This is a genomic window from Sneathiella litorea (assembly GCF_009882915.1).
In the GTDB taxonomy this organism is placed as follows: Bacteria; Pseudomonadota; Alphaproteobacteria; order Sneathiellales; family Sneathiellaceae; genus Sneathiella; species Sneathiella litorea.
The window spans coordinates 663,932-683,096 of sequence record NZ_WTUW01000001.1; the positions used below are offsets into that span (position 1 = coordinate 663,932).

Genomic DNA, 19,165 nt, shown 5'->3' on the forward strand with positions numbered 1-19,165 from the left:
CAATTTAGTGGCTAAAATCGGTATATTAAGGAGAAGATATTATGATCAGTAATCCAGTGCCTTGGCCAAATGGCAATAAGGTCGCCTGTGCTATCACTTTTGACATAGATACAGACAGTATTCTGCATCTCGAACATCGTGAACAGGCCCCGACGAAACTATCGACGATGTCTTGGCTCAAATATGATCTGGTCGCTATTCCACGCATTCTTGAGATGTATAAACGCTTTGAGATAAAGCAGACCTTCTTCTATCCCGCTTGGTGCATGGAGCGTTACCCGCATCTTGTTGATATGATTCTTGAGGGTGGTCACGAAATTGCCGCACATGGTTATATTCACGAAAACCCGAACAATCTGAGTGCAGAAGACGAGCTTTATTGGTTTGAGCGGCAAATTGCCGTGATCGAGAAAATGACAGGGAAGCGTCCTCGTGGTTGGCGGGCGCCACTCTACAATTTCTCGAAGCACTCAATTGATTATCTGGTCGAACAGGGCTTTATCTATGATGCAAGCTTGATGGGCGATGACATCCCTTATGTGTTGAAAACTAGTAAAGGGAAAGTCATCGAATTGCCAAGCCAATGGGCAATGGATGATTGGCCACATTATACCCATTCACCGGATATGAATTACATGATGCCGATCAAGTCACCTGATGAAGCGATGAATGTCTTCATGGCAGAATTCGAGGCAATGCTGAAGTATGGCGGACTGTGGGTCACCATTTGGCATCCCTTTGTGTCGGGACGCCTCGCTCGCTGTGAACGGGTTGCGAAGATGATTGAAGAAATGCAGAATCGTGGCGGCGTATGGTTTGCAACCATGGAAGAGATTGCACTCCATGTGCAAAAATGTATCGATGACGGCAGTTGGACACCAAGAGTAGATGAACTGCCATATTACGATGGGCCGATTCCCGAAATCAAAGACCGCCCGCTTGCCTAGTCAAACAGTACTCTCTTTGCTTGCCATGAGATGGTGACATAGGGTTTGCCATGACCCAAGGCGAAGGTCCCAGTTTTCAGGTGTCCTTTGCCTTGGGTTTTCAACGACAGAGTAGGAACCGACGTGACCGCGTATCCCAATGTAATTGAATTGACCCGCGCGTTGGTGGGTATGAATACCATCAATCCGCCGGGGAATGAGCATCAATGCAACAGCTATCTTGCTGATTTATTGAAGCAAGCCGGGTTTGACGTAGACTTGGCTGAATTTGCCGAAGGACGGTCCAATCTTGTCGCAAGGTTGGGACGGCAAGATAAAGATGACCTACCCATTTGCTTTACAGGTCATCTCGACACAGTACCTCTTGGCACGGAACCGTGGTCATTCGATGCCTTTGCCGGCGATATTCACGACAATAAGATATACGGGCGCGGAACGACCGACATGAAAGGGGGGGTCGCGGCGATGATCGTTGCGGCAATCGATCTTGCCGAGCAAATATCGGATACACAAGGGATAGTGTTTGTTTTAACAGGTGGCGAAGAGACAGGTTGTGACGGCGCGAAAGCCCTATCTGAAAGGCCGGAAATTCTTGGTCGCGCAGGTGCGATTGTTGTCGGTGAACCAACCTCAAACAAGCCGTTAATCGGGCACAAAGGTGCATTGTGGCTAAGGGCGGTTTGTCGCGGTATCACGGCCCATGGCTCAACACCAGAACTCGGCATTAATGCAGTTTATGCCGCATGTCAGGCGATCGGAAAAATTGAAAACTTTGGCTTTAACGTTCCTCCACACAGTGTTATTGGGAGTCCCTCAATTAATGTTGGAAGAGTACAAGGTGGGATAAATGTGAACTCGGTGCCAGATTACGCAGAATTTGACATAGATATCCGGACAATCCCCAGCCAGGATCACTCAACGATTATCACGCATCTCGGACAATATATTGGCCAGGACGTATCGCTTGAAGCAACTGTCGATGTTGATGGCGTAATTTCTGATTTCTCTGATTTGTGGATTCAGGATGTATTTAATTGCACCGAAAAAATTCTTGGTACTCCTTTGACTGGAGAGACAGCAAAGTACTTTACCGATGCATCGGTGCTAACCCCGGCATTTGGAAATCCGCCAACAATAATAATCGGGCCTGGTGATGCCGCTGTTGCACATAAAACAGACGAGTATTGCGAAATTGATAAACTTCACCAAGCGGTGGAAATCTACACATCAATATTGAAACGGTGGTGTTTAACTATCTGAATTGACATCCAACCATTTTACAATGGAGGGGCGCCCCATTTGTAGATTTGCATTCCCACCATCGTATCAACCGAAGCAATATTTTTATTTGAATAACAGAATTCCTCAAGAAACTCCTGAAGCTCAGTCGATGACTCGGCCCAGACCTCAACCATCAGGTCGAATTTTCCGCCGATAACACTTACCCATATCGCCTGCGGTATTTTGGAAAATTCCAAGGCAAGTTCATGCGGGCTGCTGCCCGCCACCACAGTTATCCCAAGTACTGCCCAGCATTTATATCCAATATGAACAGGGTCGATTACCGCGATAAAGCGTAAATGTTCGTGTTCCTCAAGATGGCTGACCCGCGACCGAACAGCACTTTCCGACACACCTAATTCTCTGGCGATCGATGTGTAAGAACGTCGTCCATTTTCTTGCAGGAGAGCTAGAATTTGTCTGCTAAGTTTATCAGTATTGTATTGAGAAGATTGCTGCTGCGCAGTTCCGTTTTTATTAGCGCTTGTTTTTTCTGTATTTTCGGTCGCGCTTGTCTTCTTTGTCATCTGTCTAAACTTACCTTTTTCGTTGAGGAATACATTCTTAAGTCAAAAAGTTTCGCTCAATGTATTTCGAAATATTTTAAGAGTTGTTCTAACCCATTATGCCTCCCTAGAAATACAATTTAATGTAGGTAATTACCAACTGTAATAGACATAGATTCACTAGACACCTCGTAACCCTATTGTAATTATTCCTTGGGTTTGTGAATTAGATGTCGTTCTCTGAAAAGGCTTCTGTAATTTTAATACCAACGGCTTCTGTTGCTAAACGCAATGGATTGTCGTGTAAATGAGCATATTGCTGTGTTATAGTCGTGCTGCTATGACCCAACAATGTTCCAATGACCGGCAGACTAGCTCCACCTGATACAGCCACACTTGCAAAGCTGTGTCGCAGATCGTGAAGCCTTACGTCGTTTAACCCGGCCTCTTCTCTAATTCGCATCCAAACTTTCAGTGTGCCTTGATAATATCCATCGCCGCGATGTGCCGGAAAGACAAAATCCGATCCATCCAACGCGGCAATACCATTTAGAGTTTCCATTGCCCCAGCATTAAGCGGTATGGCTTTTGCCCCGGTCTTAGAATCCTCAGGCCACAAATAGTCACTTTGAAAATCCACTTCGCTCCATTTTAGGGATTCAATTTCACCTTTGCGGCATCCTGTGAAAATCAATAATTTTAAGATGGCTATTGCAAATAGGTTTTCACCTTTCTGTTCGGCCTCTCTCAACGCTTTTCCAAGCGAAACCAGTTCCGTCTGGCTTAAATACCGTTGCCCCTTCCTGTCAGCAAAGCGCTTTACCCCGCGAACCGGATTTTCTTTGATCAGGCCGCCATCAAAAGCAAACGAGAATATTCCCCCCAATAGCCCTTCGAAGGCAGAGGTCACACGTTCGAATCGTGTCGGGTGCGCCAATCTTTTCAATGACTAATGCCCTACAAAAAATTGTGCATTAGTTCTTAAAAATCATCTCAAAGAAGATAATACTTTTTCGGGGATTACGGATATCAGCTAATTTACGTGTTCGATGAGCCTGAAAACAAACTCTTAAAAGCTGGACTTCGATGAAACAAACGTCTTGCTTGATGCAACGAAGACTGCCCGCTTCCTAGAAGCTGGTTTATCTTGCTAGCGGTTGATAACCATAACAATCAATTCCCGGAAGGGGCGGGCCTGGATATCAGAGAAACCTCTAGTTATCGGAAAGTACAAGTACTCTGACGGGCAGCAGCAAAGCTTGAATACGCAAAATGGCCCCATGAACAACCGAAGTGGCATCAACAACATGCAGGAAAAGGGCCTTCATGAATCCCGTCTCGGGTTCCTCTAACACCCTGTAGTTATCGGTATAGGCATTCGCAATGCACGCGCTGCCGGGCGGTATTGATCTTACTTGTTCCGGGTAAAGAGGTTCCATCAACACAGGCAATGTGCCCGGGCGAGCTCCACTCTGGATATCCCGTAGCTGATCCGTGGGCCGGAACTGCCCTGACGCAATTACATCCTGAACCTCAACAATGACCATTGGTATAATTTCAAATGGAGCGGAAACACAGGTGAGTTCTGCCGCCATGCCCGGCTTCAGAACCTGCGCGGAAATCTGGTTGAAGCCAGCCTGAAAGCGCCGGACATCTCGAACGGAAGGAACAAGAATGCCGGCAGGCCGAAGAAATGGATTTACATAATCTCCAACCTGAAGAGCAAACTGTTGTACCTTACCCGATACGCCCGCATAAACATTAGTCTTCTCCAACTCGACCTGTGCCCGGTCGAGAGACGCGATGGCGCTTTCACGTTGTGCCGGCAGAAGGCTGGTCAGTTTCGATTCAATTGCGCTGGCATTGGCAATTGCGTCGGCGATTGCCGCTTTTTGAATATCAGCGTCATACTGGTAACTCTTTAATTCACTCTCTGACACAACGCTGTTGTTTCTTTTGCTGAGAGCTTCCTTGCGAGTGAGGTCATCCAGGGCTTTTGCATAGGCACTCTCCGCCTGACTAATTTTCGCCTTAGCTGCCTCCAGTTCCGAAGTTGCTACGAGAATAGCGGATTCGATTTCTTCAATCTTCCGCTGCGCAATCTCGACATTTGCTGTTTGCAGCATGTCATCGAGCTTGAAGATAAGATCACCAGCTTCTACCGTTTCATTATTCTCTACAAATATCTTGCTCACTCGACCATTTGTTTCGGGGACAATGGTAATTGTGCGAAAAAAGGAAGAAACATTTTCTGTTGTAGGGTGATAATAGAAAATGATTGTGATGAATGATACAGACAACAAAACACAGGCGGTAATGCCCCAACGCAGCTGATACCAAACCGAGAAAATAGTCAGTTCTCTCCCCCAGCGCATGTCCTGCATATATCGCCGATAAAGATAATCTGGAAGTATCGTAACTAAAGAACAGAGAATAATTTCAATCACTTACTTATCACTCCGATCCGTCAGCCGCTCAACCGCTCGGGCAATGGCATTTAAGGGGGAAATAAAATCCGGGATGCGAACCACGGCTAAGATCAAGGCAAGTACCCAGAAGAGATTGATATGAGTAAAAAGCGCTAAAAGCGCTAAAATACCGACAAGCTGAAACTGGATGCTGTTTACCCCGTGCGCCATTTTTTCCGGCAGGGCGTGGAGCTTGAAATATAAATTTCCAAAGACGAGTAATGCCAAAATCAAAAGAATGACAACAATCACGAATAGCCTGTCAGTTTCCCCAGGCGCCGTAAAAAAAGAAGGTAAGTTCTCGGGCATTCTAACGTTTTTCAGTTCATTCATGCTCTTATTCCTTTATCAGAGCAAAACTATATTCAATTAATTTATATTGCTACAAATTTTTTCTAAAAACCTGGGGCTGTAACGCCTCAACAACTGTAAGTATAAAGAAACTGACATTGACATAATCTCAGTCGACGGGAACTTTTTCTTTCTCCGACGGTTTTTCCCAATTATTATTATGCATCTCATGTCTTTTTTGATGTCAATCATGACCCTGCCAGAACAATGAGCCGATTAACTTTATGCGATGGTCGGTTGAAGATAGTAAGGAGTATTGATTGCGTTATTCCGCTCTTAGGATACTACTTGAAGGCATACGAGGTCACACTGGATGGAAACCCGTGTGGCGAGATCCCGCGCCGCAACCGGATTACGACTATATAATTGTGGGTGGTGGCGGGCACGGGTTGGCCACTGCGCATTATCTTGCCAAGATCTATAAGAAAGCGCGCATTGCCGTGCTGGAAAAAGGCTGGATCGGCGGCGGCAATGTCGGGCGCAATACAACGATTATCCGATCCAACTATCTGCTTGACGGGAATGAGCCTCTGTATGAATTTGCGCTCAAACTCTGGGAGGGGCTGGAGCAGGACCTGAACTATAACGCCATGGTCAGCCAGCGCGGAATCCTTAACCTTTGCCACAGCGATGCCCAGCGCGATGCCTTTCGGAGACGGGGCAACGCGATGATCCTGAATGGTGCAGATGCAGAGCTGTTGGATCAGCACCAAGTGCGCGAGATGGCACCCTTCCTTGATTTCGAAAATGCGCGATTTCCCATCAAGGGTGGTCTGTTGCAGCGGCGCGGCGGCACCGTACGTCATGACGCTGTTGCCTGGGGCTATGCCCGCTCCGCTTACAGCCATGGGGTGGATATCATCCAGAACTGCGAAGTAACCGGATTCAAGATCGAAAAGGGCCTCGTTAAAGGGGTAGAGACTAGCCGTGGATATATTGGCGCGAAGAAGGTCGGCGTCGCTGTCGCGGGCAGTTCCTCCCGCGTGATGGCAATGGCCGGGCTCCACCTTCCGATCGAGAGCCATGTCCTGCAGGCTTTTGTTTCTGAAGGGCTGAAGCCCCTTATCCCTGGCGTTATAACCTTTGGTGCCGGGCATTTCTATATCAGTCAGTCGGACAAGGGAGGGCTTGTCTTTGGTGGCGATATTGACGGTTACAACAGTTATGCCCAGCGCGGCAACCTGCCGGTAGTGGAGGATGTGCTTGAGGGCGGCATGGCCCTGATGCCAATGATCGGCCGGGCAAGACTCTTGCGGATGTGGGGTGGGCTGATGGATATGTCGATGGATGGCTCCCCCTTCATCGATAAAACACCGATTGAGGGGCTCTACTTCAATGGCGGCTGGTGCTATGGCGGGTTCAAGGCAACGCCGGCTTCCGGCTATGCGTTTGCGCATCTGCTGGCAACTGATGCTCCGCATGAAACGGCAACCGAGTTGCGGCTGGACCGCTTCCGAGCCGGCGCCATGATCGATGAAAAGGGCGCGGGCGCCCAGCCGAACCTGCATTGAGGCGCGCATGATTATCAATCACCCCTTACTCGGCCCGCGCGATGCACAGGAATTTGTCTATCTGGGTGATGCCAGTCTGATCGACCGTCCGGACGCAAGTGGGGAGACCGCGCTCGATGACTTTCACGACTATCTCTATCTGCGGGATAACCCCGCAGGCAGCCATAAGGAGCTTTGGTTTCATGAGCAGGGGGATCGTTCCTGGCTGGTGGTGACACGCGACACAAGAACGCATGAGATAACTCATGTCGAGCTGGCCTTTGAATATGCGAAACGGCGAGGGCGGGACAAATGAGCCAGAAAAGCCGCCTCGATGGGGGCCTGATCGACCGGAGCCGCCCACTCTCTTTTTCCTTCGATGGAAAGAATTATACCGGCTACGCGGGGGATACGCTGGCGTCCGCTCTGCTCGCCAATGATGTCCGCCTGATGGGGCGGAGTTTCAAGTATCACCGTCCGCGCGGTGTCTTTTCGGCTGGATCGGAAGAACCCAACGCCCTTGTCGAACTTCGAAGCAGCGCTCGGCGCGAGCCAAACACCCGCGCCACCGTAGCGGAACTTTTTGATGGATTGGAAGCGAGCAGCCAGAACCGCTTTCCCTCCCTTCGCTTCGATGCACTTGCCTTTAACGACGCGTTCTCTTCCTTCCTTTCCGCCGGATTTTATTACAAAACCTTTATGTGGCCAGCGGCCTTCTGGGAGAAGCTGTATGAACCGGCTATCCGCCGTGCGGCGGGACTAGGGAGGTTGTATGGAAAAGAAGATCCGGATAACTATGATAAGGGCTTTCTGCATTGCGACCTGTTGATTATTGGCTCGGGGCCGAGCGGGCTTGCCACCGCCCTGACAGCGGGGCGGGCAGGCGCAGAGGTTATCCTTGCGGAGGAGGATTTTATATTTGGCGGACGGCTGCTGGCGGAGAGAAATCTGCTATCTGAACAGGACGGCAGCGAATGGGCAGCCACTGTTATTTCAGAGCTCCAATCGCTTGCAAATGTCAGGCTTTTGTCGCGGACAACCGTTTTCGGTCAATATGACCACGGCATTTTCGGCGCAGTAGAGCGTGTATCAGATCATCTTCCTGAGCCAATCTCTCATAAACCTCGACAAGTACTCTGGCGGATTTATGCGAAACGCGCCCTGCTCACCGCCGGAGCAACTGAGCGACCCATCGCCTTTGAGAATAACGACAGGCCGGGCATTATGCTGGCGGGCGCGATGCGCGCCTACGCCAACCGTTGGGCCGCGACGGCATCGCAGGACATTGCCATCTTCACCAATAATGATGACGGACATCGCACCGCGCGGGACCTGAGTGCCCAAGGGGTCAATATCGTCGCTCTGGTCGATTGTCGCATTGATGCCCCTCCCTCCACCGAGTTCGAGGTTCTTTCAGGCGCACAGGTTGTGAATAGCCGTGGTCGCCTCGGCCTGAAATCAATACAAGTCCAGCTTCGGGATGGATCAATGAAGGAGCTCGCCTGCGGAGCACTTGGGCTTGCAGGCGGATGGAACCCGAATGTGCATCTCACCTGTCACAAGCGCGGCAGGCCTATCTGGAATGACAAAATCTCCGCTTTTGTACCCGCAACAGACACCGACCCCCTATTGCGTGCTGCGGGCGCGGCGGCAGGTATCCTCTCAACCCATGGCGCGCTTCTATCGGGCGCAGGAAAAGCCATCGAGGCCCTGAAGGAGCTGGATATTTCCGCCAGAACGCCAATCCTTCCCAAGGCGGAAGACGCACCCGTCAATATTGCTCCCTTCTGGTATGTGAAGGGTGGGAAAGGACGCGCCTGGCTGGACTTGCAAAATGACGTGACCGTCAAGGACATCAAGCTTGCCCATCAGGAAGGTTTTAAATCTGTCGAGCATGTGAAGCGCTACACCACACTTGGTATGGCGACGGATCAAGGCAAGACTGCCAATATCGGCGCACTCGCAGTCCTTGCCGAAATGGAGGGGAAAACCATCCCCGATGTTGGCACCACCATTTTTCGGCCTCCCTATACACCGGTGTCGATAGGGGCATTCGCCGGAGGGTCCCGCGGCAAGGAATTCCGCCCCTACCGCCTTACCCCCAGCCATAAATGGGCGGAGGAACAGGGTGCGGTCTTTGTCGAGGCCGGCAACTGGCTGCGCGCGCAATGGTTCCCGATTGAGGGAGAATCCCACTGGCGACAGTCCGTCGATCGGGAAGTGATAGCCGTTCGGAAATCCGTCGGCATCTGCGATGTGACGACGCTGGGCAAGATCGATGTGCAGGGTGCAGATGCTGCAGAATTCCTCAACCATATCTATTGTAACGGCTTCGCTAAATTGCCAGTTGGCAAGACCCGCTACGGTTTGATGCTACGTGAGGATGGATTTGCGATGGATGACGGGACAGCTGCCCGCCTCGCCGAGGATCATTTTATCGTCACGACGACAACCGCCAATGCCGTCCCCGTCTTCCGGCATATGGAGTTTTGCCGACAGTGCCTCTGGCCAGGGCTTGATGTGCAGCTTATCTCAACGACAGAGGCCTGGGCGCAGTTCGCAGTCGCGGGACCAAATGCCCGCGACCTCCTGCAAAAGATTGTCGATCCCACCCATGATATCTCTAACGAGGGCTTTCCCTATATGGCCTGCGGGGAGATCACCATTTGCGGCTGTTTGCGCGCACGGCTGTTCCGTATTTCCTTCTCTGGCGAGCTGGCCTATGAGATCGCTGTACCGACAAGATATGGTGATGCCCTCATTCGTCGCCTGATGGAGGCAGGGAAGGAATTTGACGTCGTTCCTTATGGCACAGAAGCCCTTGGTGTGTTGCGGATCGAAAAGGGGCATTCCGCCGGGAATGAATTAAACGGCCAGAGCACCGCCGCCATGCTCGGGATGGGACGGATGGTTTCCCAAAAGAAAGATAGCATCGGACGAGTTCTCACAGGCAGGCCGCATCTTCTGCGGGAAGACGATTACCGGCTCGTCGGGTTAAAGCCGGTAAACGCAGGGGATCCGATCCTTTCAGGAGCGCATCTGATGAATGTCGGGGAAATCGCAAATGCGGCGAATGATCAGGGCTGGGTCACCTCCGCCGCCTATTCGCCGCATATCGGCGCCTCCATCGCCCTTGCTTTCCTCAAAAAAGGCGATCAGCGCCTTGGCGAGGTGATCCGCATCGTAAGCCCAATTGATAATCTTGAAATTGAAGGGGAAGTCACCAGCCCCCATTTCATCGATCCTGAGGGAGAGCGGCTTCGTGTCTGATCAAATACTTACCCCCCTCGCTGCACTTGGAGACCATTCGCCAAGAATTGAGAAAATCGGCAGTCTCACGATAGAAGAAAATCCCGATCTCGCGATTACCTCCATTGCGGTTCGGCACAGGCGGGATAAGGATCTTCAGACTTTTCTAATGCCAGCGCTTGGCGGAGAGCTGCCAAGTCCGGGCCGGTCCGTTTTTACAAGCGATGTCTCCACGATCTGGACCGGTGTTGGCCAATGGTTCCTGATCGCGTCATATGCCGCGCATCCCGATTTTGCGCGCGAAATTAAGAGCCTCATCAAAGATACAGCCAGCGTGACCGAACAGACAGATGGCTGGGTTGTTTTTGATATCATCGGCAATAATCTGATCCCGCTAATGGAGCGTCTTTGCAACTTGAACGGCAAAGCCATGATGGCAGGCGATACCACAAGATGTTTAATCGAACATCTGGGCTGCTTGATCATTTGCCGTGAATCCTTTAGGAAGTTCACTATTCTTGGCCCCCGCTCCTCGGCGGCCTCGCTTTATCATAGTCTCGTCAAGGTCGCACATAACGTCGCCTGACATCGGGCCTGTTAGGAAGGTGTTTCCGTCATGCAATCATTTGCGCTTACAGTAAAATGCAAATCTACCCGCGGTATCGTCGCCGCCATTTCTGCTTTCCTTGCCACAAACGGCTGCAATATTACTGATAGCGCCCAGTTCGACGATCAGGAAACCGGTAACTTCTTTATGAGGATCAGCTTCCAAAGCGAAGAAGGCAAGGATCTGACGACACTATCGGAGAATTTTGCGGAAGTCGGGGAGCGCTTGGGCATGGATTTCAGCTTCCATGATGAAGCCGAGAAAATGAAAGTCGTTATCATGGTATCGCGCTTTGGCCATTGCCTGAACGACCTCCTGTACCGGTGGCGGATTGGGGCGCTGCCAATCGAGATTGTCGCCGTCATTTCCAATCACTTCGAATATCAGAAAGTTGTCGTCAATCACGATATTCCGTTTCACCAAATCAGGGTAACAAAGGAAAACAAGAAAGAGGCCGAAGCCCGGCAAATGGCAATAGTCGAGGAAACGGGTGCCGAGCTTATTGTCCTCGCTCGCTACATGCAGGTTCTCTCCGATGAGATGTGCCAGAAGATGTCGGGACGGATCATAAATATCCATCACTCCTTCCTGCCCAGTTTTAAGGGCGCAAATCCCTATAAACAGGCGTTTGAACGGGGTGTTAAACTGATTGGCGCTACATCGCATTATGTCACGGCGGACCTTGATGAAGGCCCGATTATCGAGCAGGACACCATCCGTGTCAGCCATGCGCAGAGCCCGGCGGACTACGTAAGTCTCGGCCGCGATGTGGAGAGCCAGGTTCTTTCCCGTGCTATTCATGCCCATATTCACCGGCGGGTTTTTCTGAACGGCAACAAGACAGTCGTTTTTCCGGCAAGCCCTGGCAGCTACGCCTCTGAACGCATGGGATAGACGGAGCGGCGCACCCTTTTGAGGAAACCACATAGGCCAGAATGAATTCACGAGAAGGCAACAGACATCAGCCAAACCAGGTGCGGCTGTCAACGTTGCTGTAATTTATTTGGAAATGGTGCCGCTGGGGGGCACCAGCCATTTGTTTCATATTGTTTTTAGCTATCCAATTCTGCATATATTCCCCCTAAAACGTGGGTTAAAGTATCCATAATTGTCTTGCCGTGTTCTTCCGCACCCACTAACCTAAGGTGGATATTTAGGGGGATGAAAAATGCGGGCAAAAAACAGACTGACGACAGCCTTTCTAAAATCCGCTCCAGTAGGCAAACATTGCGACGGGGCGGGGCTTTGGCTGGTGAAGCGCGAAGATGGCGGCGCGCAATGGGTGCTGCGCGTGACCGTTCACGGACGGCGGCGGGAAATGGGTCTCGGTGGTTATCCCGCCCTATCTCTGGCCGAAGCCCGCAAACAGGCCGAACGCTGGCGTAACGTGGCGGTGACTGGCAGTGACCCGGTGAAGGTACGCAAAGCTGAAGAACGGGCCGAACGGCGCGAAAATATATCACTAGACGTGTTAACCGCCGATGCTTTCGAAGCCCGCAAGGCTGAACTGAAAGGCGACGGAACGGCGGGGCGATGGCTTTCGCCTCTGACCCTTCACGTGCTACCGAAACTGGGCCGCATGCCTGTAACCGACCTTGACCAGCGCGATATCCGAGACACACTTGCACCAATCTGGCATGTTAAGGCCGACACGGCACGCAAGGCAATGAACCGGCTTTCAATCGTGCTGCGTCATGCAGCGGCGCTGGGCTTGGATGTAGATTTACAAGCGACCGACAAGGCAAAAGCACTTCTGGGGAAATCGCGGCATGTCCCAAAGAATATTCCAGCAATGGCTTGGGCCGATGTGCCGGGCTTCTATGCCAGCCTTGAAGAGCCAACGCTAACCCATCTGGCCTTACGCCTTGTTATTCTGACCGGACTGCGATCAACCCCCTTGCGCACTTTGCGGCTGGACCAGATCGAAGGCAACATATGGACCGTGCCAGCCGAAGCCATGAAGGGCCGCAAAGATGCAACTGAAGCTTTCCGCGTACCGCTGTCGCGTGAAGCCCAGCGCATTATCGACCTTGCACGCCCGCATGCCCGAGGCGGCTTTTTGTTTCCCAACACGCGCGGCGGCGTGATCAGCGACATGACGCTTTCGCGGCACATGGAACGGCGCGGGCTGGAAGCGCGCCCGCATGGATTTCGCACCAGCCTGCGCACATGGCTGGCAGAGGCGACCGACACCCCGCATGAAGTGGCAGAGACAATGCTCGCGCATGTTGTGGATGGCGGCGTGGTACGCGCCTATCGGCGCACTGATTTTATCGAGCAACGCCGCGCTCTGGCCGAACGCTGGGCCGACCATGTGACCGGCGGCGCTGGGCAGGTGGTTAAGCTGGCGGGGGCGGTGTGATGGCACGGAAAAATTTCAGTTCCGCCAATATGCCGTCAGACGAGCCAAGCTTATCTGATAATAGGAAGACCGTCATACACTTCGCCACACGCATGTTGCGAAGTGTACGTTCTCAACCAAGGCCCCGCCAAGAACTCGCCTTTCGCGAGCAAATCGAGCTATTTGCCGTACTGCCCGAGACAACTCCGGGTGAAGGGAAAGATTATCGACCAGAAACCTATGACTTGACCTTCAACGTAGATAAGTTGCCGGAACTTGTTGAGGTTTACGAACAGACGCGGAATCCATATGCCTTGGAAGTCCTGTTGACGATTTTCTGCAATGCGCTTGCTTTTTCTCGACCCATTCCAAAACCAATGACGCAATTAGTAAAAAATTGGGTGCTCAACGGCCGTATCAAGCGAACTCGCACGTCTAGCCCAGAAACGCGTTCCCGAGATAGTTCACTTGTAGCTGCAATCCTTGTCCTGCGCGACCGGGCAGGCATTGACCCAACTCGCAATTCAGCAACCGGTCACTCTGAGTCGGGTTGCGATATAGCCGCCGAAATCTGGAATGGGGTTGTTCAAGAAAGGCGGGCACACGGCGAGAACTGGCCTAACGCGACATACAATGCTGCTCGGGACGCGTGGAAAGAATACCAAAAAGCTGTGGGGGCGACAGCGGCTATGAATAAACCCCACGCTCGTTAGGTCGGGAAACGACACATTCACACTGCACCTTACGAGAAAGGACAGTGCGAAATGCAACAGTATCTCACCCTCACCGAACTGCGCGCCAAGCTTGGCGGGCGTTCACGTTCTGCAATTTATCTCGACCTCGAAGCGGGCCGACTGCCGCAGCCGATAAAGCTAGGCGGGCGGCTCTATTGGCCAGAAGGTGACGTTGACACACACCTGCGCGCAATGCGCGACAAGGTCGCTCTGGCATGGGGGGGCGCAAGCAATGGCTGACCCTTCCCCGACCCTGGGCGCGCCTGCGACGGTATGGGCGGCGCATTCGACTTCAGGCATTCGCGGGCTTAACCTTCGTTTTAGCTGGCACATGGTCCGACTTCGCCACGGGCGACCGGGGTGGCCCCTCCAGGAAACCCTCGACTGGATTGAAGCGTGCAACGCTGAATGCGAAGCGATTGCGGCCTGATGCGTAGCACCGCCTCAGAAATTATAACAGCATTAGGCGGTCGCAATGGTGTTTGTTGTTGTCCTGCCCATAACGATAGAAAGCCAAGCCTGTCTATTATTGATAGTGAGGACGGAAATGTCATTGTCCACTGCTTCGCCGGTTGTGAATACTCTGATATCAAAGACGAGCTCCGCCGTCGCGGGCTTCTCCCTGAGTGGCAATTATCAGAAGTTGACCCGGAACGGCAAACCCGTATTGATGCGGAACGCCGCAAACGTGACGCCGAAACACGAGAAAAGGACCGCCAACGCTTCAAATGGTGCCGGTCTATCTGGAAAGAGTCCCAAGAGGCCACAGAGACGCCCGTAGCGGTCTATCTAGCATCTCGGGGTATCGATGAAGCACCCCCGACAATCAGATTCCACAAGGCCCTGAGACACGCTGACACTGGCTTATACTTTGGGGCAATGGTGGCGGCAGTTACTCAATGGCCGTCATCAAAAATTTCGGGCCTCCATCGGACATTTTTGCTTCCTGACGGCACTGGAAAAGCCCAGCTATCAAGTCCCAAGAAAATGATGGGCCAATGCGCTGGTGGAGCAGTTCGCCTGGCCACGATTGGCAAAATCCTTGCCATTACAGAAGGCATTGAAACCGGCCTTTCTGTCCAACAAGAAACCGGCATCCCGACCTGGGCTGCATTGTCAGCGGGCGGAATTGAATCGCTCATAGTCCCGCCGCGTGAGGTGGTGCCGGAAATTAGAATTTTTGCAGACAACGACAAGAACGGACGCGGCAACCGCGCAGCCGAAAAAGCAGCCGAACGGTGGATACGAATTGGCCATCGAGTCCGAATAGTCCTGCCCCCGGTAGGTGCTGATTTCAACGATTTACTTAATGGTGGCATACTGTGAAAACGAACGTCATAGAACGCCTTTCAGACGCAGCTGAAAATTTTAAGATTGAGGGGCCGCGACCGTTGATGCGTGAGCTTCCTGATCCCGAATCGTACCCGGTGCAGCATTTAGGCCCAACACTCGAAAAAGCGGCCCTGGCAATTCACGAAAAGACCCAAGCCCCGATAGCGATATGTGCTCAAAGCGTTTTGGGAGCCGCTACGTTGGCAGTTCAGGGTCACGCGGATATTGAGCTACCGACAGGTCAAATCAAGCCCTTATCGAACTTCCTGGTAACCGTGGCCGGATCGGGCGAAAGGAAGTCTGCCTGTGATTCCGAGGCGCTTAGAGCGATCATTCAACACGAAGCTGATTTACGCGAGGAATATTGGGTAGAGATTCTGGACCATAAAAACAGGTTTGACGCATGGGATAAGCAGCGCCAGCAAATCTTGTCTGATAAGCAAAAGTATCCCGGCACCGACGAAAAGAATATCGCTCTCGCTGCACTCGGACCGAAACCGGAGCCGCCGCTAGGTCCCATGTTGTTCGCACCCGAACCGACTATTGAAGGGTTGGCGAAGCATTTTCTCCATGGTCAGCCATCCGTTGGTGTTTTTTCTGCAGAAGGTGGTCAATTCATTGGTGGTCACGGAATGAGAGAGGAGAAAAAGCTGTTGTCGGTCGCAGGTTATTCTTCTCTTTGGGATGGCGAACCAATCCGGAGGATCAGAGCTGGCGATGGCTCCGTGATAATTTCCGGACGACGCCTCGCAATCCATTTGATGGCCCAACCTGATGTTGCGGCAATTATGCTGTCTGACCGTGTACTCGCGGACCAGGGCTTTCTCTCACGCTTACTGGTTGTAGCTCCAAAATCTGCCGCTGGAACAAGGTTGTGGAAAGAGGCCGATGCAAGGGCGGACATCGCGCTGACACAATACAGTGCGCGTCTCCTCAGTATCCTGAAAACACCCTTTCCGCTGGTGGAGAATACACGAAACGAGCTTTCGCCTCACGTTATCAAACTATCCGCTGAGGCACGAAGCAAGTGGGTGCAATTTGCTGATCATATTGAGGGCGGGCTTGGTTCAGGCGGTGCTTTTGATCCTATACGGGGACTTGCCGGGAAACTACCTGAACACGCGGCGCGTCTGGGAGCAGTAATTGCGTTGGTGGATAACCTCAACACACGGTTACTGTCGCCAGATCATATGGGTGCTGGCATTGTCCTTGCCCAGTTCTACGCCGAAGAAGCAATGCGGCTATTTTCGATAGGGATGGTTTCAGAGAACCTGAGAACCGCTCAATTCGTGCTGGATTGGTTGCTTTCAAGATATTCTGGCTCAACAGTGCCGTTGTCATACATATACCAGTTTGGCCCTTCCCAAATACGCACGGCTTCCGCTGCCCGGAAGGTGATGAAAATTCTAGAGGAACATAATTGGGTTGCATCCGCCGATGGTGGCGCGGTCATTGACGGGCACAAATACCGTGATGCCTGGAAAGTTTGGGAGGAATAAGGATGAGCATACTCCCCAAATTCGACCCATTTTCAGAATTGCCAAATCCCGGACACAGCCCTGCTAAAGTTGCTAATCCTGCTAAAGTTTGGCACGAGACACCCCAGCCAGACAAAAGATTAGCAACTTTAGCAGCGATATATTCCGAAAACACCGAGCCGCTTGATACAGGTGAAATTGAAAAACGTGCCACTAAAATCACTATTGTCACGCCTGATAATGCAGAAGCGAAAATTATCGCTTGGATAAATAGCCACCCACCTGGCCTGCCAATAGTTCAGAACAATTGCGCTGAATGTGGTGAGTTCACTCCTGTCTATGACACAGGTTGGGTCATACTTGGGGATGGCGCGCTTATTCATTACAGCGGGAAACACGGTAAGAAATGCTGGAAAGCATGGAGACGTAAACGAAGCAACGAGGCAATGTCGCAATCAGCAGATGGCTGAAGAAGATCTTCGAGTGTCGCATGTCACTGTAGCGAAGGAGCGTGCCAACCTAGAAGCAACTGGGAGCGAAGGCGGGATGATCGTTGGTGAGGCTTTTTGCCGTCCGGCTTTTGCGACCATGCTATTTCCGGTCTAAAAAGTTCTTGTACTTATCAGCAGCCTTCTCCGGCGATATGTCGGACGGAAGTTCACAATTGGACGTTTTTAGCTTAACGCTGCTTTCATCCCTGAGGCCAAGATCGCGGGCGATTATGTTGGCGTTTAAAAGGTTTGCAGCGGCTCCGGAAAACTTTTGGCAATATATAATATTCTCGACGCGCGTAATGACTACAAGAAAACCTTTATTTTGATGGTTTTTATAATTCAGCCATGTTTGGTGCGATATACCCAAGAAGCGGCATAAATGCTTGATCGTCATGGCGCGCAAAATCGGCGTTTGACTATAGACGATCTCGCCATCAATGACGTGCGGCTTTGCGCTGATCAGCGGATTGCTCTCGGCGAAATCGAAATATTCCTCACATGCGGATTCCAGCTTTTCGGGCGTCGGGAAATCAGGGTTTCGGCCATGGATTGAGCGGATGCGCCAAAACTGGTTTCCAAGCCGCTTATCTTCGGGTTCTGCTTTCTTCCCCATGATATTCTCCTAATCATCAATTCCAAGGCAATAATACTTGATATCGGTGCCGAAGGCATGAGGCGAAATCAACCCGTGGGATTTTATACCTCTGCGGATAATCTCATTGCGAATATCGGCTGGATTTGAAGCGAATAACAACTCCGAGCCCTTTCTAGACTTTCGGTATGTATACTCGCATTGGCAATTTCGGCCCATAGCCAACCTTCACTTACCAATAGCGATCAGCATGCATCCTCCCGAAAGCGGACATTCGGGCAAAGACCAACAATTTGACCAGTTGTATGGCAACAGAGCGGACAAAACGTTTATTCTCCCATCAAGCTGTTTAAGTATCAAAAGCTGCTGACTTATGATATGCCTTGTCCCTCAAATGAGTGGGAGGATTACTATGATCAGGCAGGCAAAGCCGGATTTTATTGAGGTGGGGCAAGGGCAAAAGGTCATCCTTTTCCATTCAACTGCTGCGGGGGCAAGACAGTGGCGCAGTTTGATGAATACGCTTGCGGATAGGTACCATCTGATTGCAATCAATCTGTATGGCTATGGACAAACAGTTGCATGGGATGATAGCCGGCCGCAATCGTTAGCTGATCAGGCGAAACTTATGGTTCCATTCCTACCGAAAAATGGCGACGCCGTCTCAATCGTAGGGCATTCCTTTGGCGGAAGTGTTGCCATGAAAGCGGCCGCGTTGTTCAAAGATCAGGTCGACCGCCTCGTATTGATCGAACCAAACCCTTTTTATTTACTTAGACAACATGAGCGATCCGAAGCCTATCAAGAGGCGGTTAATTTAAGAGATGTGATTATGGAAAAAGGGAGAACCAAATCATGGGGTATCGCCGCAGAGGTATTTGCTAACTATTGGACGGGAGAAGGAAGTTGGGACGCGATGCCTGACGACAGAAAATCCAAGTTCACCAAAAACCTAGAACCTAATTTCCATGAATGGGATGGGGTAATGAACGAAGAGATTTCTTTAGCAGAATGGGAAATTAGCCTGCCCAAAGCAACAACCGTCATCTCTGCCGCAGACACCGTTCGCTCTATCCGCGAGATTTGTGCGTTAATGAAGCAAAACATCCCCAACTGGAAGCACGAACAGATCAACCGTGGTGGACATATGGCTGCTCTAACGAAGCCTGATTTAATCAACCCGATCGTAGCAAACGCGCTCACTTAAGATGTCCCTTTGGGCTCGAAGCGGAATTTGCAATTCTTGCTACAGAGGTGAAGAGTGTGTTGCTGAATGTCTCAGTGTTGAGGATGGA

Annotated in this window: 20 protein-coding genes; 15 read left to right on the plus strand and 5 right to left on the minus strand. The window is 51.3% G+C overall.

What is annotated here, in order from left to right; genetic code table 11:
* The first annotated feature begins 41 nt into the window (after positions 1-41).
* Together GQE98_RS03245 and GQE98_RS03250 are read left to right on the plus strand one after the other, a co-directional pair.
* Positions 42-947, plus strand: coding sequence for a polysaccharide deacetylase family protein (locus tag GQE98_RS03245; protein ID WP_161314096.1), 906 nt, complete (start codon positions 42-44; stop codon positions 945-947).
* Positions 948-1,070: 123 nt separating this feature from the next.
* Positions 1,071-2,207, plus strand: a complete 1,137-nt coding sequence (locus GQE98_RS03250; RefSeq protein ID WP_161314097.1) for an ArgE/DapE family deacylase — start codon at positions 1,071-1,073, stop codon at positions 2,205-2,207.
* 17 nt (positions 2,208-2,224) lie between these two features.
* Here GQE98_RS03250 and GQE98_RS03255 read toward each other — a convergent pair whose 3' ends face one another.
* The 4 genes from GQE98_RS03255 to GQE98_RS03270 form a co-directional block, all read right to left on the minus strand.
* The gene (locus GQE98_RS03255; protein ID WP_161314098.1) at positions 2,225-2,755 is read right to left on the minus strand and encodes an Lrp/AsnC family transcriptional regulator; all 531 of its coding nucleotides are present in this window, start codon (positions 2,753-2,755) and stop codon (positions 2,225-2,227) included.
* Between the two features lie 205 nt (positions 2,756-2,960).
* Positions 2,961-3,680 carry a tyrosine-type recombinase/integrase gene (locus GQE98_RS03260; RefSeq protein ID WP_161314099.1) on the minus strand — a complete coding sequence of 240 codons (720 nt, stop codon included), beginning with the start codon at positions 3,678-3,680 and terminating at the stop codon, positions 2,961-2,963.
* Between the two features lie 268 nt (positions 3,681-3,948).
* Positions 3,949-5,181 (minus strand): HlyD family secretion protein, encoded by a 1,233-nt coding sequence (locus GQE98_RS03265; protein WP_161314100.1) that lies wholly within the window; start codon positions 5,179-5,181, stop codon positions 3,949-3,951.
* Positions 5,182-5,535 carry a hypothetical protein gene (locus GQE98_RS03270; protein WP_161314101.1) on the minus strand — a complete coding sequence of 118 codons (354 nt, stop codon included), beginning with the start codon at positions 5,533-5,535 and terminating at the stop codon, positions 5,182-5,184. It lies immediately after the preceding gene.
* A 278-nt stretch (positions 5,536-5,813) separates the two neighbouring features.
* Between GQE98_RS03270 and GQE98_RS03275 the strand changes: the two genes are divergently transcribed.
* The 12 genes from GQE98_RS03275 to GQE98_RS03330 all read left to right on the plus strand — a co-directional run bounded on the left by GQE98_RS03275 (position 5,814) and on the right by GQE98_RS03330 (position 17,254).
* A complete protein-coding gene (locus GQE98_RS03275) occupies positions 5,814-7,064 on the plus strand; it encodes a sarcosine oxidase subunit beta family protein (protein ID WP_161314102.1) in 1,251 nt (416 codons plus the stop codon).
* A gap of 7 nt (positions 7,065-7,071) precedes the next feature.
* Positions 7,072-7,359, plus strand: a complete 288-nt coding sequence (locus GQE98_RS03280; RefSeq protein WP_161314103.1) for a sarcosine oxidase subunit delta — start codon at positions 7,072-7,074, stop codon at positions 7,357-7,359.
* Positions 7,356-10,313 (plus strand): sarcosine oxidase subunit alpha family protein, encoded by a 2,958-nt coding sequence (locus tag GQE98_RS03285; protein ID WP_161314104.1) that lies wholly within the window; start codon positions 7,356-7,358, stop codon positions 10,311-10,313. Before GQE98_RS03280 ends, GQE98_RS03285 begins: the two co-directional genes overlap by 4 nt.
* Positions 10,306-10,878, plus strand: a complete 573-nt coding sequence (locus GQE98_RS03290; protein ID WP_161314105.1) for a sarcosine oxidase subunit gamma — start codon at positions 10,306-10,308, stop codon at positions 10,876-10,878. Before GQE98_RS03285 ends, GQE98_RS03290 begins: the two co-directional genes overlap by 8 nt.
* 30 nt (positions 10,879-10,908) lie before the next feature.
* Positions 10,909-11,793 (plus strand): formyltetrahydrofolate deformylase, encoded by an 885-nt coding sequence (purU, locus tag GQE98_RS03295; RefSeq protein ID WP_161314106.1) that lies wholly within the window; start codon positions 10,909-10,911, stop codon positions 11,791-11,793.
* Positions 11,794-12,067: 274 nt separating this feature from the next.
* A complete protein-coding gene (locus GQE98_RS03300) occupies positions 12,068-13,261 on the plus strand; it encodes a tyrosine-type recombinase/integrase (RefSeq protein ID WP_161314107.1) in 1,194 nt (397 codons plus the stop codon).
* Positions 13,261-13,953 carry a hypothetical protein gene (locus tag GQE98_RS03305; protein ID WP_161314108.1) on the plus strand — a complete coding sequence of 231 codons (693 nt, stop codon included), beginning with the start codon at positions 13,261-13,263 and terminating at the stop codon, positions 13,951-13,953. Before GQE98_RS03300 ends, GQE98_RS03305 begins: the two co-directional genes overlap by 1 nt.
* Before the next feature lie 51 nt (positions 13,954-14,004).
* Positions 14,005-14,214 carry a helix-turn-helix transcriptional regulator gene (locus tag GQE98_RS03310; RefSeq protein ID WP_161314109.1) on the plus strand — a complete coding sequence of 70 codons (210 nt, stop codon included), beginning with the start codon at positions 14,005-14,007 and terminating at the stop codon, positions 14,212-14,214.
* On the plus strand, positions 14,207-14,404 hold the full coding sequence (locus tag GQE98_RS03315) for a hypothetical protein (RefSeq protein ID WP_161314110.1): 198 nt from the start codon (positions 14,207-14,209) through the stop codon (positions 14,402-14,404). The genes GQE98_RS03310 and GQE98_RS03315 overlap by 8 nt, the downstream gene beginning before the upstream one ends.
* Positions 14,404-15,300 carry a DUF7146 domain-containing protein gene (locus tag GQE98_RS03320; protein ID WP_161314111.1) on the plus strand — a complete coding sequence of 299 codons (897 nt, stop codon included), beginning with the start codon at positions 14,404-14,406 and terminating at the stop codon, positions 15,298-15,300. The genes GQE98_RS03315 and GQE98_RS03320 overlap by 1 nt, the downstream gene beginning before the upstream one ends.
* Positions 15,297-16,805 carry a DUF3987 domain-containing protein gene (locus GQE98_RS03325; RefSeq protein WP_161314112.1) on the plus strand — a complete coding sequence of 503 codons (1,509 nt, stop codon included), beginning with the start codon at positions 15,297-15,299 and terminating at the stop codon, positions 16,803-16,805. Before GQE98_RS03320 ends, GQE98_RS03325 begins: the two co-directional genes overlap by 4 nt.
* Positions 16,806-16,807: 2 nt before the next feature.
* Positions 16,808-17,254, plus strand: coding sequence for a hypothetical protein (locus GQE98_RS03330; protein ID WP_161314113.1), 447 nt, complete (start codon positions 16,808-16,810; stop codon positions 17,252-17,254).
* Positions 17,255-17,375: 121 nt separating this feature from the next.
* Here the strand turns inward: GQE98_RS03330 and GQE98_RS03335 are convergent, their stop codons facing one another.
* Positions 17,376-17,891 (minus strand): terminase small subunit, encoded by a 516-nt coding sequence (locus GQE98_RS03335; protein ID WP_161314114.1) that lies wholly within the window; start codon positions 17,889-17,891, stop codon positions 17,376-17,378.
* A gap of 391 nt (positions 17,892-18,282) precedes the next feature.
* Between GQE98_RS03335 and GQE98_RS03340 the strand changes: the two genes are divergently transcribed.
* Positions 18,283-19,077, plus strand: a complete 795-nt coding sequence (locus GQE98_RS03340) for an alpha/beta fold hydrolase (protein WP_161314115.1) — start codon at positions 18,283-18,285, stop codon at positions 19,075-19,077.
* Positions 19,078-19,165: the final 88 nt, after the last annotated feature.